This window comes from Phenylobacterium sp. Root1290, from assembly GCF_001425305.1.
Classification (GTDB): Bacteria; Pseudomonadota; Alphaproteobacteria; order Caulobacterales; family Caulobacteraceae; genus Phenylobacterium.
Window position 1 is genome coordinate 986,655 of record NZ_LMEE01000001.1, and the last position, 16,808, is coordinate 1,003,462.

General features: G+C 70.5%; 18 protein-coding genes. 8 read left to right on the forward strand and 10 right to left on the reverse strand.

Annotation, left to right across the window (positions count from 1 at the left end; translation table 11 throughout):
• Positions 1–76 precede the first annotated feature (76 nt).
• Entirely contained in the window at positions 77–1,180 is a 1,104-nt protein-coding gene (locus ASC79_RS04805) for an HPP family protein (RefSeq protein WP_056020435.1), read from the reverse strand.
• A 184-nt stretch (positions 1,181–1,364) separates the two neighbouring features.
• Here ASC79_RS04805 and ASC79_RS21260 point away from each other — a divergent pair, with 184 nt between their 5' ends.
• Complete coding sequence (locus tag ASC79_RS21260) at positions 1,365–1,706, forward strand: PilZ domain-containing protein (protein WP_056020440.1); 342 nt, start codon at positions 1,365–1,367, stop codon at positions 1,704–1,706.
• On the opposite strand, the gene ASC79_RS04815 is transcribed toward ASC79_RS21260, so the two are convergent.
• From ASC79_RS04815 to ASC79_RS04830, 4 genes are all read right to left on the reverse strand, one after another.
• Entirely contained in the window at positions 1,703–1,963 is a 261-nt protein-coding gene (locus ASC79_RS04815) for a DUF1272 domain-containing protein (protein WP_056021047.1), read from the reverse strand. The genes ASC79_RS21260 and ASC79_RS04815 overlap by 4 nt on opposite strands.
• A 91-nt stretch (positions 1,964–2,054) precedes the next feature.
• Positions 2,055–2,189, reverse strand: a complete 135-nt coding sequence (locus ASC79_RS21610; protein ID WP_255352722.1) for a hypothetical protein — start codon at positions 2,187–2,189, stop codon at positions 2,055–2,057.
• A 177-nt stretch (positions 2,190–2,366) separates the two neighbouring features.
• Positions 2,367–4,889, reverse strand: coding sequence for an ABC transporter permease (locus ASC79_RS04825; RefSeq protein WP_056020444.1), 2,523 nt, complete (start codon positions 4,887–4,889; stop codon positions 2,367–2,369).
• Positions 4,889–5,560: an ABC transporter ATP-binding protein gene (locus tag ASC79_RS04830; protein ID WP_056020447.1), complete on the reverse strand. Its 672-nt coding sequence runs from the start codon at positions 5,558–5,560 to the stop codon at positions 4,889–4,891. The genes ASC79_RS04825 and ASC79_RS04830 overlap by 1 nt, the downstream gene beginning before the upstream one ends.
• A 54-nt stretch (positions 5,561–5,614) precedes the next feature.
• On the opposite strand from ASC79_RS04830, the gene ASC79_RS04835 reads away from it, so the two are divergent.
• Positions 5,615–6,259: an arylesterase gene (locus ASC79_RS04835; RefSeq protein ID WP_056020450.1), complete on the forward strand. Its 645-nt coding sequence runs from the start codon at positions 5,615–5,617 to the stop codon at positions 6,257–6,259.
• On the opposite strand, the gene ASC79_RS04840 is transcribed toward ASC79_RS04835, so the two are convergent.
• From ASC79_RS04840 to ASC79_RS04850, 3 genes are read right to left on the reverse strand one after another with little or no spacing between them, the layout of a single operon-like run.
• A complete protein-coding gene (locus ASC79_RS04840; protein WP_082531936.1) occupies positions 6,256–7,077 on the reverse strand; it encodes a GIN domain-containing protein in 822 nt (273 codons plus the stop codon). The genes ASC79_RS04835 and ASC79_RS04840 overlap by 4 nt on opposite strands.
• A 15-nt stretch (positions 7,078–7,092) precedes the next feature.
• Positions 7,093–7,659 carry a DUF1700 domain-containing protein gene (locus ASC79_RS04845; protein ID WP_056020463.1) on the reverse strand — a complete coding sequence of 189 codons (567 nt, stop codon included), beginning with the start codon at positions 7,657–7,659 and terminating at the stop codon, positions 7,093–7,095.
• Positions 7,656–7,982 carry a PadR family transcriptional regulator gene (locus ASC79_RS04850; protein ID WP_056020466.1) on the reverse strand — a complete coding sequence of 109 codons (327 nt, stop codon included), beginning with the start codon at positions 7,980–7,982 and terminating at the stop codon, positions 7,656–7,658. The genes ASC79_RS04845 and ASC79_RS04850 overlap by 4 nt, the downstream gene beginning before the upstream one ends.
• 121 nt (positions 7,983–8,103) lie before the next feature.
• On the opposite strand from ASC79_RS04850, the gene ASC79_RS04855 reads away from it, so the two are divergent.
• The 3 genes from ASC79_RS04855 (at position 8,104) to ASC79_RS04865 (ending at position 10,043) form a co-directional block, all read left to right on the forward strand.
• Entirely contained in the window at positions 8,104–8,913 is an 810-nt protein-coding gene (locus tag ASC79_RS04855; RefSeq protein WP_056020468.1) for a peptidylprolyl isomerase, read from the forward strand.
• Between the two features lie 91 nt (positions 8,914–9,004).
• Positions 9,005–9,637 carry a LysE family translocator gene (locus tag ASC79_RS04860; RefSeq protein WP_056020471.1) on the forward strand — a complete coding sequence of 211 codons (633 nt, stop codon included), beginning with the start codon at positions 9,005–9,007 and terminating at the stop codon, positions 9,635–9,637.
• Positions 9,638–9,698: 61 nt separating this feature from the next.
• Positions 9,699–10,043 carry a hypothetical protein gene (locus ASC79_RS04865; RefSeq protein WP_056020474.1) on the forward strand — a complete coding sequence of 115 codons (345 nt, stop codon included), beginning with the start codon at positions 9,699–9,701 and terminating at the stop codon, positions 10,041–10,043.
• Here ASC79_RS04865 and ASC79_RS04870 read toward each other — a convergent pair.
• Positions 10,040–11,314, reverse strand: coding sequence for an MFS transporter (locus tag ASC79_RS04870; protein WP_056020477.1), 1,275 nt, complete (start codon positions 11,312–11,314; stop codon positions 10,040–10,042). The genes ASC79_RS04865 and ASC79_RS04870 overlap by 4 nt on opposite strands.
• Positions 11,315–11,379: 65 nt before the next feature.
• On the opposite strand from ASC79_RS04870, the gene ASC79_RS04875 reads away from it, so the two are divergent.
• The gene (locus tag ASC79_RS04875; protein WP_056020480.1) at positions 11,380–11,961 is read left to right on the forward strand and encodes a TetR/AcrR family transcriptional regulator; all 582 of its coding nucleotides are present in this window, start codon (positions 11,380–11,382) and stop codon (positions 11,959–11,961) included.
• Positions 11,962–12,020: 59 nt separating this feature from the next.
• Entirely contained in the window at positions 12,021–13,226 is a 1,206-nt protein-coding gene (locus tag ASC79_RS04880) for a GAF domain-containing sensor histidine kinase (RefSeq protein ID WP_056020483.1), read from the forward strand.
• Positions 13,227–13,230: 4 nt separating this feature from the next.
• Here the strand turns inward: ASC79_RS04880 and ASC79_RS04885 are convergent, their stop codons facing one another.
• Positions 13,231–14,880, reverse strand: a complete 1,650-nt coding sequence (locus ASC79_RS04885) for an amidohydrolase (RefSeq protein WP_056020486.1) — start codon at positions 14,878–14,880, stop codon at positions 13,231–13,233.
• A 126-nt stretch (positions 14,881–15,006) separates the two neighbouring features.
• Between ASC79_RS04885 and ASC79_RS04890 the strand changes: the two genes are divergently transcribed.
• Positions 15,007–16,752 carry a hypothetical protein gene (locus ASC79_RS04890; RefSeq protein WP_162244255.1) on the forward strand — a complete coding sequence of 582 codons (1,746 nt, stop codon included), beginning with the start codon at positions 15,007–15,009 and terminating at the stop codon, positions 16,750–16,752.
• Positions 16,753–16,808 lie beyond the last annotated feature (56 nt).

Below are 16,808 nucleotides of genomic sequence, written 5' to 3' on the forward strand. Positions count from 1 at the left end.
TCGATACGACGGGGCGAAGTCTCGTTTCTAGCCCAGACCGGGCGAAATCCTAGCCGTGATGCCGACTTATCGTCGATCAGGCTGCGGTGCGCTCGGCCACGACCGCTTCGACGATGTGCGCGCGGTAGAGGACGGCCAGCAGATCGGTCTGGGTGATGATGCCGATCAGCACCCGGTTCTCGTCCACGACCAGGGCCTCGTGCACCGCGCCGCTGGACAGCAGCGGCAGCAGCGCCTCGATCGGCGTGCCCTCGCGGACCCGGTGGACAAAGGGATCGACCGCCGCCTCGACCGGACGCTGGCGTGCGGCCAGCAGCTCGGCGCGGCGCACCATGCCGACCACCCTGCCCTGCGCATCGACGACGGGAGCCGTGCGCAGGTCGTGCGCCTGCAGGAAGGCCAGCGCGCTCTCGGCGCTCTGGCTTGCATCGACCGAGATGACGTCGCGGGACATGATCTCTCCGCAGAGGATCGCCGAGTGCAGGCGCTTGTGGGCCTGGAGCTCGACCTGGCGGAACAGCGCGTCGAGGTCTTCGCGGCTGACGTCGAGCAGTTCGCCGTACTGGGCCAAGGCCTGATCCAGGTCGGCCGAGGTGTAACCGACGCGGGACTGCGGGGCCGCGTCGCTGGTGGCGTGCGGACTTACCGCCGCCGGGACCCGGTGCGGATAGGACCGCCCCATCAGGCGATTGAGCCCGACCGCGGCGATCACCAGCAGCAGCGAGCAGAGCCCCACCGGAACCAGGGCGAAGCCGAACCCGAGGTCGGTGACGGCCGAACCGCCGATCACGGCGGTCAGGGCCATGGCCCCGCCCGGCGGGTGCAGGCACCCGAGCAGCATCATCAGGACGATCGCGAGCGCCACCGCCAGCGCTGCTGCGACCACCGGCTCAGGCACGAACATCGCGCAGGCGACGCCGACCAAGGCCGAAATGACGTTGCCGCCCAGGACGGCGCGGGGTTGAGCCAGCGGGCTGGCCGGGACCGCGAACAGCAGCACCGCCGACGCGCCGATCGGCCCGACCAGCAGCGGCCCCAGGCCCAGATCCTGACCGGCGACCAGGCGAGCGGCGACGCCGGCCAGCGCTACGCCGAGCAGGCTGCCGAGGCCGGCGCGCAGCACATCGTCGAAGCGGATCGGCGTCTTGCCGGTCAGCACTGTTTTCAAGCTGCTGAACATCGCGGCGCTTATGCCCAAACCTGCGGCGGCGCGCGCCCTCGAATCTCTAACCACGAGGCGAGATTTTCAGGCGACGCGACGAAGCGTCACCTTTGAATTAGCGTCAGTTTCGGCTTTTGGGTCGGCCCGCTGCGAAACCTTAGCAATTAAGGCCGATGAAAGCGTTTACTGCCAGGATGCATCCGTGAGCGCCCCAGACTATTCCGATCGCCGAGAGCATCCCCGCGAGCCGACGAGCCTGCGCGCGCGCGTGTTCTACGGCAAGGAAATGGCCCACTGGGCCGACTGCACCATCGTCGACCTGAGCAAGGGCGGCGCCAGGCTGCAGATCTCTGCGATCTATCCCCTGCCCTCACGTTTCGTGGTGCTGCAACTGCTGGGCGGCATCGTCTACGACGTCCGCGTCCGCTGGCGCCGGGGCGACATGACCGGCGTGTCGTTCGACGCCCAGACCCAGATCGAAACCAACTCCGAAGAACGCCTGGTCGGCATCCAGAAGGCCTGGGAAGCGCTGCGCGCGGCCTAAGCCGCGCTTCGCTTTTCAACGCAGGGCGCCGCTGCGCCCAGGTGGCGCTCGGTCGAGGCCGGGAAGCGCGCCAGGGCGGCCGCAGGCCGGATCGGACGCACCGCGAAATTTCCCCCGCAGTTGGGACAGGCGCCGTTCAGCGCGCCGTCTGCGCAGTCCGCGCAGAATGTGCATTCGAACGAACAGATCCTCGCCTCGGCCGACTCCGGCGGAAGGTCGCGGTCGCAGCATTCGCAGTTCGGCTTGAGCAGCAGCATGGAGCCCTCCGGTATGATCTTGATCATACCGCCGGCTTGCTTAGCCGAGGAACGACATAGATCCCTCGAATGCCGCCAAACCGGCGGGGGATCAGGCGTCCCACATCCGGCGGCCGCTGTGGGCCACATGGAAATCGCCGCTGACGGACAGGACGATCCAGTCTCCCGCCTGGGCGATCGCCCAGCCTTCAGGGGTGCAGACCTGGACGGCGCCGGCTTCGGTCATGGCCTGGGCGTCATCGCCTAGCCATGCCCAAAGCTTGTGCCAGCTACGGGTGTCGTTGACCGGCGGCACGCGAAGCGCAGCGCCATGATCGAAAGCAGCGTTGGAACGAGCGGACCTCATAAGGAGGAAATACGCCCTGCGTCGGTGACCAGAATCTTAAAGCCGGTTCACTCTGTTTCACTCTGATCGCAATGCGGCGGCCGGACGCTTGGCCAGGGCGTGGAGCGAGGCCAGCAAACCGCCAAGCCCGGCCAGGACCGCGGCCCCCAGGACCAGCGCGGCGACGCCTGACCAGTCCACCGCCCACTCCGACTTGAACACTTGCGTGACCACCGGCCAGGCGGCGATCGCCCCCAGTGCGACGCCGGTCACACCGGCGATCAGCCCGACCGCTCCATATTCAAGCACATAGGCGCCCAGCACCTGCAGCCGCGACGCGCCCAGCACCTTGAGGATCGAGGCCTCGCGGGTGCGGGCCTGGGCGCGGGCGGCGATGGCCCCGGTCAGCACCAGCAGGCCCGCCAGCGCCGCGACCGCCGCCGCGCTGCGGATCGCCAGCACCAGGCGGTCGAAGAGCTCCGTGGCCGCCTCCAGTTGCTCGCGCACGGAGATGACGTTCACCTCGGGGAATTCGGCGCCCAGGGCGCGGGTGGCGCGCGCCTCCTGTTCCTGGCTGGCCTTGGCGATGGCGACATGGCGCAGTTCGGCGCCTTCCAGGGTCGACGGCGTGAGGATCAGCGGGAAGCTGGCGCCGAAGCCGCCGACATCGACCTTGCGCAGCACCGCGATCTTCGCCTCGATCTCCCGCCCGAGCACCGAGAGGGTGACGGCGTCGCCGACCTTCAGCCCCCCCGCCCGCGCGGCGTCGACCTCCATCGCCAGCAGCGGCGGGCCCTGATAGTTGGCGGGCCACCAGCGCCCCTCGACGATCTGCGGATCGTTGGGCTCCGGACCGATGGCGGACACCGAGATGTCGTTGTCATAGGCCCAGCGCTCGCGCTCGGTGATCGACTTGCGATCGACGGGTTCGCCCTTGATACGAACGATGCGGCCGGTGAGAAATGGCGCGCGCAAATAGTTGTCGGCGTTGAGTTTCTGGCCGAAGGCGTCCTGGACGATCTGATCGAACCGCGCGGCCTCGGCGCCCGGGATCTCGGTGAAGACCAGCGCAGGTGCGGTCTTCGGCGCGACCTCGGCGACCTGCCGCAGCAGGCTGGACTGGATCAGCACGACCGCCGCCAACAGGCCGACGCCCAGGCCGATGGCCGGCGCGGCGGTCCTGGCGGCCGAGCGCGGCCCGGCCAGGTTGGCGAGGCCCATGCGAACCGCACCGCGCGTGCGGCCCCGCAGCTTCCCGGCGAGATGGGCGGCCAACAGGCCAAGCCCCCACAGCAGCACGAATGAGACCGCCACCCCGCCGATCATCAAGCCGGCGGCGAGCGGCGTCGGAGCGGTCAGGATCGAAAGGACGCCAAGGCCGAGCGCCGCCAGCGCCGCGCCGACCGTCTCGACGCTGACGCCCAGCCGCCCGCGGGTGTCGCGGCGAAACAGGCTGGCCGGCGGCGTGGCCCTGGCCCGCGCCAGCGGCGCCAGCGAGAAAGCCGCGGCCGACAGCAGGCCGAAGGCGCCTGCCCGCAGCAGCGGCTCCGGATAGACCGCGAACAGGGCCGGCACGGTCAGGTCGTCGGGGATCAGCCCCGCCAGCAGGAACGGCGCAGCCGCGCCGATCGCCAGGCCGATGGCGACGCCGAGAAGCGCCAGCAGCCCGATCTGAATCAGGTAGAGGTCACGCACCAGCGCGCCCTCGGCCCCCAGCGCCTTAAGCACGGCGATGGAAGGCTTGCGCTCCTCCAGGAAGGCCGTCACCGCGCCGAACACCCCCAGGCCGCCAGCCACCAGCGAGGCGAGGCCGATGAAGCCCAGGAAGTATTCGAGCTGATCGATCAGCCAGCGGACACCGGGCGCAGCATCGTCGCGGTCGCGCATCCGCACGCCGCGATCCTTGATTTCCTTGCGCAGCGCCTTGCGCGCCTCGGTGGGCGTCACATCGTTTGGCAGGGCGATGCGCGCCGTCTCGAGAAACGGCAGGCCCGGCTCCAGGAAGCCGCCGGCCTCGACCGCTTCGCGCCGCACGAGCACGCGCGGGCCCAGGGCGAAGCCGCGGGACAGCCGGTCCGGTTCCTGGACCAGCACGCCGCGAACCACGACCGGTAACTCGCCGACCAGGACGCGGTCGCCGATCTTCAGGCCCAATCGCTCCAGCAGCACCCGCTCCACGACGGCTCCGGCGGCGCCGTCGGCGGCGGGGGCGATGGCGCGATGGAAGTCGCCGCCATCCTCCAGCGTGACCTGCCCCGCCAAGGGATAGGCGTCGCTGACGCCGCGCAGCTCGACCAGGCGGCGCTGGCCGGATTCGGTCTGGGCCATGGCCCGGCTGCCGACCGCCCAGGAGGCCTTGCCCGCCTTCTCGATCGCCGAGCGCTCGGCCGGTGTGAAGCGACGCTGCTCGACGGTGACGGCGAGGTCGCCGCCGAGGATCTCGCGGGCCTGGCTGGCCAGGCCCTGGCGGAAGGCCTCAGCGGTCGAGCCGGCCGCCGCGATGGCCGCGACGCCAAGCGCCAGGCAGGCCAGGAAGATCCGGAAGCCGCTGACGCCGGAGCGCAGCTCGCGGCCGGCGAAGCGAAACGCGAGCAGGTTCATCAGGCGTGGCCGCCGCTGAGACGCACCTGACGGTCGGCCCGTTCGGCCAGGGCGGGATCATGGGTGACGAGGACCATGGCGGCCCCCTCCTCGGCCACCAGGCCGAACAGCAGGTCGGCGACCTTGGCGGCGTTGGCGGCGTCGAGATTCCCGGTCGGCTCGTCGGCGAACAGCAGGGCCGGCCGGGGCGCGAGGGCGCGGGCGAGCGCCACGCGCTGCTGCTCGCCGCCGGAAAGCTGGTGCGGATAGTGGCGCAGCCGCGCCGAGAGGCCGACGCGGTCCAGCCAGCCGCGAGCGATGGCGTCGGCCCCGGCGACGCCGGCGATCTCCAGCGGCGCGGCGACATTCTCCAGCGCCGTCATGTTGGGCAGCAGGTGGAAGGACTGGAACACCAGCGAGACCTTGCCGCGACGCAGGCGGGCGCGGCCGTCCTCGCCCAGCCGCCCAAGATCGCGCCCAAGCAGTTCGACCGTGCCGGAGGTCGGCTGTTCCAGCCCCGCGGCGACGGCGATCAGGCTCGACTTGCCAGAGCCTGACGGCCCGGTGATGGCGACGCGTTCGCGCGGCGCCACGGAAAAGCTCAAGTCCTTCAGGATTTCGACAGGTCCGGCCGCCGAAGGCAGGGTGAGCGAGACGTTCTTTACGGCGAGCGGCGGAGCGGGGTCGGACAATGCGGCCTCTGGGAGATTGAGCTTCACAAGCTATCCCCTAGATAGGACAGCGTGATGGATGAGACACCCACCCGATTTCCGAGCCGCCGGCTGATGATCGCCGGCGCCCTGGCCGCCTGGCCGGCCCATGGCCTGGCCCAGCAGCGCCGGGTGATCACCATACTGGGCGACTCGATCACAGCGGGCTACGGCCTGCCCTCCAGCGCCGCCCTGCCGGTGCAGTTGCAGGCGCAGCTTCGCAAGCTGGGCTCGGGCGCGCTGGTGCGCGGCGCCGGCGTGTCGGGCGACACCACGGCCGGCGGGCTGGCGCGGGTGGATTTCAGCGTCCAGCGCGACACTGACGTCTGCCTGGTGGCGCTGGGCGGCAACGACCTGCTGCAGGGCGTCGACCCCAAGCGCACGCAGGCCAATCTCGACAAGATCGTCGCCAAGCTGAAAGCGCGGAAAATCGGCGTGGTGCTGGCCGGGCTGCAGCCGCCGCCGGTGATCGGCCGCGCCTACGCCCGTGATTTCCAGGCCGTTTTCGCCGCGGTCTCCAAAGGCCAGGGCGTGCCGCTCTATCCGAACCTGCTCGCCGGCGTCGCGCAGACGCCGCGCCTGAATCAGCGCGACGGCTTTCACCCGAACGCCCAGGGCGTGGTGGTGATCGCGCAGGGCCTGGCCCCGGTGCTGGTCAAGGCCCTGGCGCGACGCGCCTAGGTTTCCTGCGGCCCGCGTGTCGGGGTTTTGGCCGGGGTCCCCGCGCCGGCGGCCTTGCCGCCGTCGTCGAAGATCACCGAACCCGCGCCGGCGACATCGGTCTCCAGGCGCTTGGGCCGGGTGAGCAGGCGCGCCGTCGCCGATCCTGACACCTCAAGGCTTGCGGACTCCTTGGGCGCCAGCGTGACCTCGGCCGACCCGGAGATGTCGACGTCGGCATCGTCGTTGACGAGGCCGGTGAGGTCGGCCTCGCCAGAACCGGAGAGCTCGATGTCCACTTCGCGCGCCTGGCCGCTGACGACCACGTCCGACGATCCGCTGGCGACGACTTCGAGCCGATCCTGCTTGTAGTCGCGGATCTCCAGGCGGTCGTCGCCGCCGACTTCAAACCGGGTGACGGCCGGCGCGGTCATCACCACCCGCAGGCGGGCCTGGTTGGCGGTGGGACGTTCCAGGCTGAGGCGTCCGTTGGTCAGCCTGACGAGGTCGACCACTTCCTTGGGCCCATGGATGGTGACCTTGCCGGGTCCGGCCGCCTGGGTGAACTCGACCGAGGCCGGGATGCCGAACTCGGCCTTGGTCGAGCCGTCCCAGGTCAGCTCGCGGGTGATCTCGCCGGCTTCATTGGCGGGCCGATCCTGACGCAGGTCGCGATCGCGCCACTCCCGGCGGGGGTGGTCGTCGCGGTCATGCCAGTCGACGAACCATTCCCAGTTGCGGGACGCCAGATCAGGGCCGCCCAGCGCGGCGGCGCCGGCCAGGGCCACGACACCGGCCAGGAAACCGGCGACGGCGATCATCACTAGAACACGGATCATGTTTGCGCTCCCGGCTCAGGACTGCGGTTCAATGGCCGGCTTCAGCAGCCGGTAGTGCAGACGGCCGTACCAGACCAAGGCGTTGACCAGGCCGATGACGACGATGGTCAGGATGGCTCCGGCCGAGGCGGCCAGGGCCATCAGGCCGATGCCGGCCAGCAACGCCGCGGCCGGGCCGCCGGGCGGCCCCATGAACGGGCCGGCCGCGAAGACCACGCCCCCGGCGACGAAGACGCCGATGGCGCCGACGATCAGGCCGAACAGGATCCCGCCGACGGTCATCAGGATCGGCAGCAGGATCAGGATGTCGATGGCGCCCAGGCCCAGCACCGCGAAGATCGCCCCCGCGGCGGAGGTCGGGTTGCGCTGCTCTTCCCACTTCTTGAGGCCGCTTTCGGCGCGCAGTTCGCGGGCCAGGCGGGCCGGGTCGCCAAGCGCCTGCGCGACCTCCTCCTCGGTGCGGCCCGCAGCCGCGCCCTCGGCGAAGTGGGTCTCGTAGTCGGCCACGGCGTCCTTGATGGCGGCCGGAGGCAGGCCCGAGAGGCCCAACCGCAGCCGGTCGATGAAGGCCTGACGGTTCATTGGGCGTCTCCAAGAATGTTATCGACCGCACGGGAAAACGCCGCCCATTCCGCCTTTTGTGCGGAGAAGCTCTCTTTCCCGGCTTCGGTCAGCTTGTAATATTTGCGGGGCGGCCCGGCCGAGCTCTCGACCAGGTAGGTCTCCACCAGCCCATCGCTCTGCATCCGCCGCATGAGCGGATAGATCGTCCCTTCCCCCATATCGATCCCGTCAGCCAGCCGGCTGGCGATCTCGTAGGCGTAGCTGTCATGGGAAGAGAGCAGCGCGAGCACGCAGAGCTCCAGCACCCCCTTCTTCAGTTGGACTTGCACGGTTTCCGGCACGGCGGATCTCCAGTTCGCCTATCGTGTATCGCACGGTAGTGATCATCGCAAGGTAGCTTGCATTACATCTTAGTAAGCTTGAGCGGTGGCCTCCATCGGCAGGTTGTCCGATAGTCTCTCCATGATCCGTACGCTCGCCGCCGCCCTGGCCCTTATGCTCGCCCTGCCCGCACAGGCCGCCGACTGGCGCGCCCTGGACCCCGAGAACACGCTGGTGATCGAGACCAGCAAAGGTCTTGTGGTCGTCGAGATGCGCCCCGACTTCGCCCCGAAAGCCGTCGAGCGGATCAAGCTGCTGGCGCGCGAGGGCGTCTATGACGGCCTGCAGTTCCATCGGGTGATCGAAACCTTCGTCGCCCAGACCGGCAATCCGAACAACAAGGACGGGGGCGTCTCCAAACACCCCGACCTTCCGCCGGAGTTCACCTTTCGACTGAAGGCCGGGGCGCCGGCCAAGGTCGTCGCCCGCTCGAGCGACAGCCTGGCAGGTTTCGTCGGCTCCGCGCCGTTCGAGGCGGCCTCGGACCTGGAGGCGCGGCGCGACGGGGACCTGGGACGCCGGGCATGGGGCGCCTACTGCCCGGGCGTGGCGGGCATGGGCCGGCAGGCCGGCGAAGGCACCGCCAACTCCGAGATCTTCTTCATGCGCGCGGCGAGCCGGCGGCTGGACCGCAGCTACACGGTCTGGGGCCGCGCCGTCGTTGGCCTGGATGTCATCCGCGCCGTGGCGGTGGGCGAGCCGCCCGCCCAGCCGGATGTGATGCGCAAGGTCCGCGTCGCCGCGGACCTGCCGGCGGCGGAGCGCCCCCGGATCGAGGTCATGGACGAGCATGGCGACGCCTTCGCCGCCCTGGTCGACAAGGTCCGCCGCGACAAGGGCGCGGACTTCACGATCTGCGACATCGAGGTCCCGGCGCGGCCCGTTCCCTAGGCGCCCGAGGAAAGCGCCGATCAGTTGCGGAAAAGTCGTGCGAACCGGCAGGCGACCTTGGCTATGAGGGGGTCAGCTTGAGGAGCACGGCATGGTCGCCTGGACGGACTGGATCGCTTTTGGACTGATCGCCCTGGGCATGGCGCTGACGCCCGGCCCGAACATGATCTACCTGATCTCGCGATCCATCTCCCAGGGCAAACGCGCGGGGCTGGTCTCCCTGGCCGGCGTGGCCCTGGGCTTCATCTTCTACATGCTATCGGCCGTGGTCGGCCTGACCGCGCTGGTGATGGCGATTCCGCTGGCCTACGACGCGCTGCGGATCGGCGGGGCGATGTACCTGGCCTGGCTGGCCTGGAAGACGCTGAAGCCCGGCGCGGCCTCGCCGTTCGAGGTCAAGGCGCTGGAGCCGCATTCCGACGCCAAGCTGTTCGCCATGGGGCTGTTCACCAACCTCCTGAATCCGAAGGCGGCGGTGCTCTATCTGTCGCTGCTGCCGCAGTTCATGCACCCCGAGCGCGGGAGCCTGCTGCTGCAGGGCGTCACCCTGGGCGCCACCCAGATCGCCGCCAGCGTGGCGGTGAACGGGGTGATGATCATGGCCGCCGGCTCGGTCGCCGGCTTCCTGGCGGCGCGTCCGACCTGGGCGATGGTCCAGCGCTGGATCATGGGCACGGTGCTGGGCGGGCTGGCGGTGCGGATGGCGCTGGACGCGCGCCGCTAGGGCGCAAGCGGAACCACAGCGGTCGCGCGGCCGTTGGGCTCAGAACGCCTGGGAGCCCGCCATGAAACTCGTTGTCCTGCTGACCGCCGCCCTGCTTGCGCCAGCCGCCTATGCGCAGACTGCGCCAGGCCCGTTGGGCCTGACCGCCGAACAGCTCGACGACGCCGACCTGCTCGACCCCCAGGGGCGCGAGATCGGCGAGGTCGAGAACCTGATGCTGGGCGCGAACGGCGACGTGGTCGGGGTGATCGTCGAGATCGACCAGCGCACGCCCAAGCCCGACCGCCGCGTGGTGGTGGAGCTGTCGAGCCTGCGCGCTGTGCCCGATCCGACCGATCCGGGCGAGTTCAACGTCCAGTCCAGCCAAAGCCGCGAACAGCTTCTGGCCCTGCCCGAGGCCCGCTAGGCCAGCGCCGGGACCACCGCCATGCGGCGGCGGATCATCAGAGACGCGACCGCGGCGACCAGGGCCGCGACGCCGGCGAGGACGAACGCTTCGAGGTAGCGGCCCTGCGCGGCGCGGATGACCCCGGCGGTGATCGCGGCGGTGGCCGCGCCGGCCTGATGGCCCGCGGCGATCCAGCCGAACACGATCGGACCGTCATGCTCGCCGAACGCCTCGGTGGAGAGCCGCACGGTCGGGGGCACGGTGGCGATCCAGTCAAGGCCGTAGAAGACCGCGAAGACGCCGAGCGCGACGATCGAGAAGTCGGTGAACGGCAGGATCATCAGCGAGACGCCGCGCAGGCCGTAGTAGACGAACAGCAGCTTGCGCGGGTCGTAGCGGTCGGTGAGCCAGCCCGACAGTGTGGTCCCGATCAGGTCGAAGATCCCCATCACCGCCAGCAGGGTCGCTGCGCGGGTCTCAGGCAGGCCCTGGTCGGAGCACATGGCGATCATGTGCACGCCGATCAGGCCGTTGGTGGTGAGACCGCAGACGAAGAAGCCGCCGAACAGCAGCCAGAAGGTCCGGGTGCGCGCAGCCCGGAACAAAGCTCCGAACGCGCCGCGCAGGGCGCCGGCGGCAGGCGCTGGGGACGGCGGCGCGTACTCGCTCCCGGCGCCATAGGGCTTTTGGCCGATGGAGGCCGGGGTCTCGGGCAGCAGGAACCAGATGACCGGGGTCAGCACGGCCATGACCGCGGCGACCGCCAGCACCACCGGGCGCCAGCCGCCGGCCTCGGCCAAAGCCGCCATGCCGGGCAGGAAGATCAGCGAGCCCGTGGCCGCCGAGGCGCTGACCAGGCCCATCATCAGGCCGCGGCGCGTCACGAACCAGCGATTGACCACCGTCGCGCCCAGCACCATCGCCACCGCGCCGGACCCCACGCCGCTGACCACGCCCCAGGTCGCGACATAGTGCCAAGGCTGCGTCATCAGCGAGGAGACGGCCGTCGAGGCCGCCATCACGGCCAGGGCGAGGGTCACCGTCCGGCGCACGCCGAACGACTGCATCAACGCCGCGGCGAAGGGCCCGGTCAGGCCATAGAGGAAGATGCCGACCGCGGCGGCCATCGAGATCGTGCCGCGGTCCCATTCGAAGGCCCGCTCCAGCGGCAGCATCAGCACGCCTGGCGCAGAGCGAAGGCCGGCCGCCGCCATCAGGGCGATGAACACCGCGCCCACCGCCACGAAGGCGTAGTTCTGGCCAAAGGGCTTGGGGCGCGCTATCGTCATGTTACTGACCTGTAAGTTTCATCCCGATATACGTACCGGTCAGTTACATCGTCAAGCAGACTTCCATGGCCCAGCCCGACAAACCGCCCCAACGCGCCGCCGACAAGATCCGCGAGACCGCGCGCGAGCTGTTCTATCGCGACGGCATCCGCGCCGTGGGCGTTGACGAGATCGTCGCCAAGGCGGGCGCGACCAAGCCGAGCCTCTACCGCACCTACAAATCCAAGGACGAGTTGGCCGCTGCGGTGCTGCGCGAGGGGGCGGCCACCTTCTGGAGCCGCTTCGATGCGGCGGTCGCCGCACATCCCGGGGATCCCCGGGCCCAGGTGCTGGCCTATCTCGAAGGCCTGTCCGAGCGCGCGCAGCAGAGCGAATACCGCGGCTGCCCGCTGAGCAATGCGGCCGTGGAATATCCGGAACACGGCCACCCAGCCCGTACGACCGCCCAGGACCACAAGGCCGAGGTGCGCGAACGGCTGCGGGCGATGGCTGCGGAGATGGGCGCCGACGATGCGAACGGCCTGGCCGACGCGCTGCTGCTGCTGCTGGAGGGCGCGTTCCTGACCACCCAACTGTTCGACCAGGATCGCCCGTCGACGGAGGTGGCCCGCGCCGCCGCCAGGCTGATCGACGCCTATACGCGTTAGTCGGCGCCGCGCCCCTGCGCCACGTGGCGCTGAGCGCATTCACGCACTAGGGTCTGCGGATGTCGCTCAACTCCCTTGGCGAGGCCCCCTCGCCCCCGCGCCCGTCGCTGCCCAGGGAGGTCGCCGCCGTCGCCCGCCTCGACGCCGTGCAATCCATCCTGGAGGTCTGCCTGCGGGTGACCGGGATGGGATACGGCGTCATCGCCCATGTCACCGAGGAGCGCTGGCTGGCCTGCGCGGTTCTCGACGAGATCGACTTCGGCCTCGGGGTCGGCGGCGAACTGCCGATCAAGTCGACGCTGTGCAACGAGGTCCGGCAGCGCCGTGAGGTGATCGCCTTCGACCACGCCTCGAACGACCCGACATGGCATGACCACCACACGCCCAAGGCCTATGGCCTGGAAAGCTACATCGCCGTGCCGATCGTCCTGGCCGACGGCGAGGTGTTCGGAACGCTGTGCGCCATCGACCCGCGCCCTGCGCCGGCGTCGAAGCCCTCGACCATCAAGATGTTCGAACTCTTCGCGCAGATGATCGCCGCGCAGATGTCGAGCCAGCGCGCCCTCGCGGCCACGCAGGTCGCCTTGATGGACGCCCAGGCGACCGCGGAACTGCGCGACCAGTTCATCGCCGTGCTGGGCCATGACCTGCGCAACCCGCTGGCGTCGATCGAAGCAGGCGCGAGCCTGCTCGAGCGGCGCGCGACCGGCCAGGACGTACCGCGCATCCTGGTCGAGATGAAGCGTTCGACGGCGCGCATGGGCCGGCTGATCAACGACGTGCTCGACTTCGCCCGGGGACGGCTTGGCGGCGGCATGGTGGCCGTGCGTCGCCCAGCCGACCTGTCCGCCGTGCTGCCGCAGGTGGTCCGCGAACTGCAGCTCGCCCATCCAGAACGGAAGATCGAGGACCAGATCGAGGTCGGCGACCTGGTGAACTGCGATCCCGACCGGATCGCGCAGCTGGCTTCCAACCTGCTCGCCAACGCCCTGGCGCATGGCGATCCGGCCGTTCCGGTGCGGATCACGGCGGAAATCGAGGGCGACACGTTCCTGCTCTCGGTGAGGAACGGCGGCGCCCTGACCCCCGAGATCAAGGCGCGACTGTTCCGGCCGTTCAGCCGCGCGCACAGCGGCGAGATCCGCGATGGGTTGGGCCTGGGCCTCTACATCGCCCGAGAGATCGCCCACGCCCACGATGGCGCGCTGACGGCGCATTCCGGGGCCGGCTACATCCAGTTCGAGCTTCGGATGCCGCTCGTCTAGGCTCTCACGGCTTGGCCGCGTCATAGACGACCTTGCCGCCGACGATGGTCATCACCGCGTGGGCCTGGGCGATGTCGGCGAACGGGGCGGTCATCAGGTCGACCGAGAACACCGAGACATCAGCCGGGCGCCCCGGCGCCAGGCGGCCAAGGTCGTTCTCGCGGAAGCCGGCATAGGCCGTCCCACGGGTCAGCATGTCCAGCGCCTGGGCGCGGGTGACCGCCTCGTCCAGATGCCAGTCGGAACCGGCGAAGCCCTTCAGGTCGTGGCGGTAAGCGGCGGCGTAGAACTCCACCAGCGGGTCGCCCTTCTCGACCGGCGCGTCCGAGCCGCCGGCGACCACGGCGCCGGACTTCAGCAGGCTCTCCCAGGCATAGGCGCCCTTCAGCCGTTCCGGCCCCAGGCGAGCCGGCGCGAAATAGAGGTCACCGATCGCGTGCGACGGCTGCATCGAGGCGACGACGCCCATCTGCGCAAAGCGCGGCAGGTCTTCCGGGGCGAGGATCTGGGCGTGCTCGACGCGCCAGCGCGCGGCCTTGAGCGCCGCGGGATCGTCGGCAAAGGCCTGCTGGTAGGCGTCCAGGATGACGCGGTTGCCGCGGTCGCCGATGGCGTGGACGGCGATCTGGGCGCCCGACTTGCGCGCCTTGGCCAGGATGGCGTCGATGGTCTCGCGCGGGGTGACGATCAGGCCCGTCCCCTCGGCGTCGGCATAGGGCGCCAGCAGCGCCGCGCCGCGCGATCCCAGCGCGCCGTCCATGAACAGCTTCACGCCCCGCACCCGGACCAGGCCGGAGGCGTCCTGCGAGGGACCGTCCCTGAGCACCGCTTCGGCGTCCGCCTGGGACATGTAGTTGTCGATGCGGATAGGCAGCTCGCCGCGAGCCGCCAGCGCCTGCTGGATGGCCACCTCCCGCGTCCCCACGCTCATGTCGTGCAGGCCGGTCCAGCCGCGGGCGGCGTAGACCTGCGCGCCGCGCTTGACCGCTTCGGCCTCTGCTTCGGGGCTGGGCGGCGGCGTCTTGGCGCGCACCAGCCCCATGGCGTTGTCGATCAGCATGCCGGTCGGCTCGCCCGCCGCGTCCTTCAGGATCTGCCCGCCGGCCGGGGCGGCGGTGTCGCGCCGCACGCCGGCCAGGGTCAGCATCGCCGAGTTGGCGACCAGGGCGTGGCCGTCGGCGCGGGTCAGCACGACCGGGCGATCGGGCACGGCGCGGTCCAGGTCGGCGCGGGTCGGGAAGCGCTTCTCGGGCCAGTGCGTTTCGATCCAGCCGCGACCGACGATGGCGTCCGAGCCCGGATTGGCGGCGGTCCACGCCTTCAGCCGCTCGACCAGCGCCTCGATCGACGGCGTCCCCTCCAGGCTGAGCGTCATCTCGCGGAAGCCGATTCCAGAGAGGTGGGCGTGGGCGTCGACAAAGCCGGGATAGGCGGCAGCGCCCTTCAGGTCGACGTCCCGGGCGCCTGGCGCGGCGGCGCGCGCCTGCGCCAACGGCCCCGCGAAGGCGACCTTGCCGTCCTTGATCGCCAGCGCCTCGACCTTGGCCTCGCCGGTGTAGATCGGACCGCCGTGGATCAGCAGGTCCTGGGCGCCGGCCGGAGCCGCAAGGGCCAGGCCCGCCGCCAGGGCCAGGAAGTTCAGAGCCGTGCGCATGTATTCCCCCGCCGCCTTGAGTCGTTAGGGTCCATTGATCGACGATCCCGCCGCCGTCGCAAACCGCGAAGATCAATCGCGCCAAGCGCTATGGTCACCTGCCCACGGACTCGCCACAGTGCAGGTATGACTCGGGGGGATGCAGCACGGCCTTCATGGCTGGGGGCGCGGGCCGGCTACGTGCTGTTGGCCCTGGCGGCCGCGGTCATCGCACTGGTCTATGCCGACCGCGTGCTGCTGGACCTGCCGCTCTATGTGGGCGCCGAGACCTCGCACCTTGTGCATGCGCTCTACGGCAAGACCCTGGCCGCACGCCCGGACCTGCTGCCGCAGGCGCAGAACCTGGGCGACACCCTCTTTGGCCTCATCATCCGCGCCCTGACCTATGCGACCCAGAACCTGCTGCCATGGCTGCGGATCCTGAGCGCCGCCGCCTATTTCGGCGGCCTGGCCCTGGTGCTGGCCAGCGTGCGGCCGAGCCTGGACCGCGACTCCGCCATCGGCGTGCTCATCCTGGCCCTCGCCTACCCCTATTACCGCTTCGCCGCGGCCGCCCTGCCCGACGGCTGGTACATCGGGCTGCTGGGCGCGGCGGTCTTCGCGACGGCCAGGCTCTATGGCGCGCGGCCGTTGGCGCACGCGGCGCTGGCTGGGGCCCTGGTCGGCGCCATGACGATGCTGAAGCCGCAGGGACCTGCGGTCGGCTTCGCCTTCCTGGCGCTGGCCGTCGTCGACCTGTTGCTGGGCCGGCGAGATTTCAGGATCTTCCTCGGGCGGGTGCTGACGCTGGTCGCCGCCTTCCTGCTGAGCATCAATCTGCTGCAGCTGGCCGCGAACCAGGCCGCCGCCGGGCCGCTGGGCTTTCACCTGGACCATCGCTACGGCGCGCTGCTGACGGGTGCGGCGACGCCCGATGGCTGGGTCACCGGGGCCCGCGCGCTGGTCGCCATGGTCTCGGCCAGCGTCATGCTGGCGGCGGTTCCGGGGCTGACTGGACTGCTGCGCGTGGAGATGCGCTGGCGGTGGCATCGCAGCCGGGGGCGGTTCTTCCTGGCCCCGCACGAAACGACCTTCCTGCTGGTGCTGCTTACCCTTGTCGCCACCCTGGCCCTGACCGCGCTGCTGGCCGCGGGCGAGGCGGCCGATCCCAGCCGGATCTGGGGCCGCCAGTTCGAGGCGCTGATCCCGCTGCTATGGCTGAGCGCCGCGCCATTCATCGGCGAGTTCGACCGGGCGGGCGGCCGCTGGTGGCGCATGGCGATGGGCGCGGCGCCGGTGGTCGGCATGGCCGGGCTGGCCGCGTGCCTGGCGGGCGGATTGGTCCCGCGGGCTTGGGACGCCGCGGCGCTGAGCGCCTTCGCCCTGGATCAACCTGTGACCGCCGGCCTGGCGGCGCTGGCCATCATCGCAGCCGGCGCGGCCACCGCCTTTGGCCGCTGGACCGTGCAGACCATCTGGCTCGGCGCCTTCGCGGCGCTGGCAGTGCTGTCCACGGCGCTGGACGTCCAGTGGGAGCGCGGCGGCGCGGCGGCGCGGCGGGCGATGGGCGACGAACTGACGGCGGCGGCGATCATCGTCGCGCAGCGGCCAGGCGGCGTGGCCATCGTCGCCAGGGAACCGATTCCGGCGCGCCTGGCCTATTGGCGGCTGCGGGCCCGGCCGATCACCGTCCTGGCCAAACCCAACGCGGCCGCCCTGGGCGAAATCGACACGGTCGTCGCCATCCGCTCGCGGGCGCCGGGCGCCGAATGGAGAGCGGCTTTCCGAGGTCGGGAGTTGACCGTCTATACCCGTCAAACGGGGCTCGCGGGCGCGCCGCGCGCATCGGTCGCGGGCGGTGGAGGTCTTCTGTCCGGGCCAGGAAGCGGCTAAGAGCGCGCAGAATCATCGCGCCGCCGCGGTCGCGACCAGTAGAGACACGGACGGAC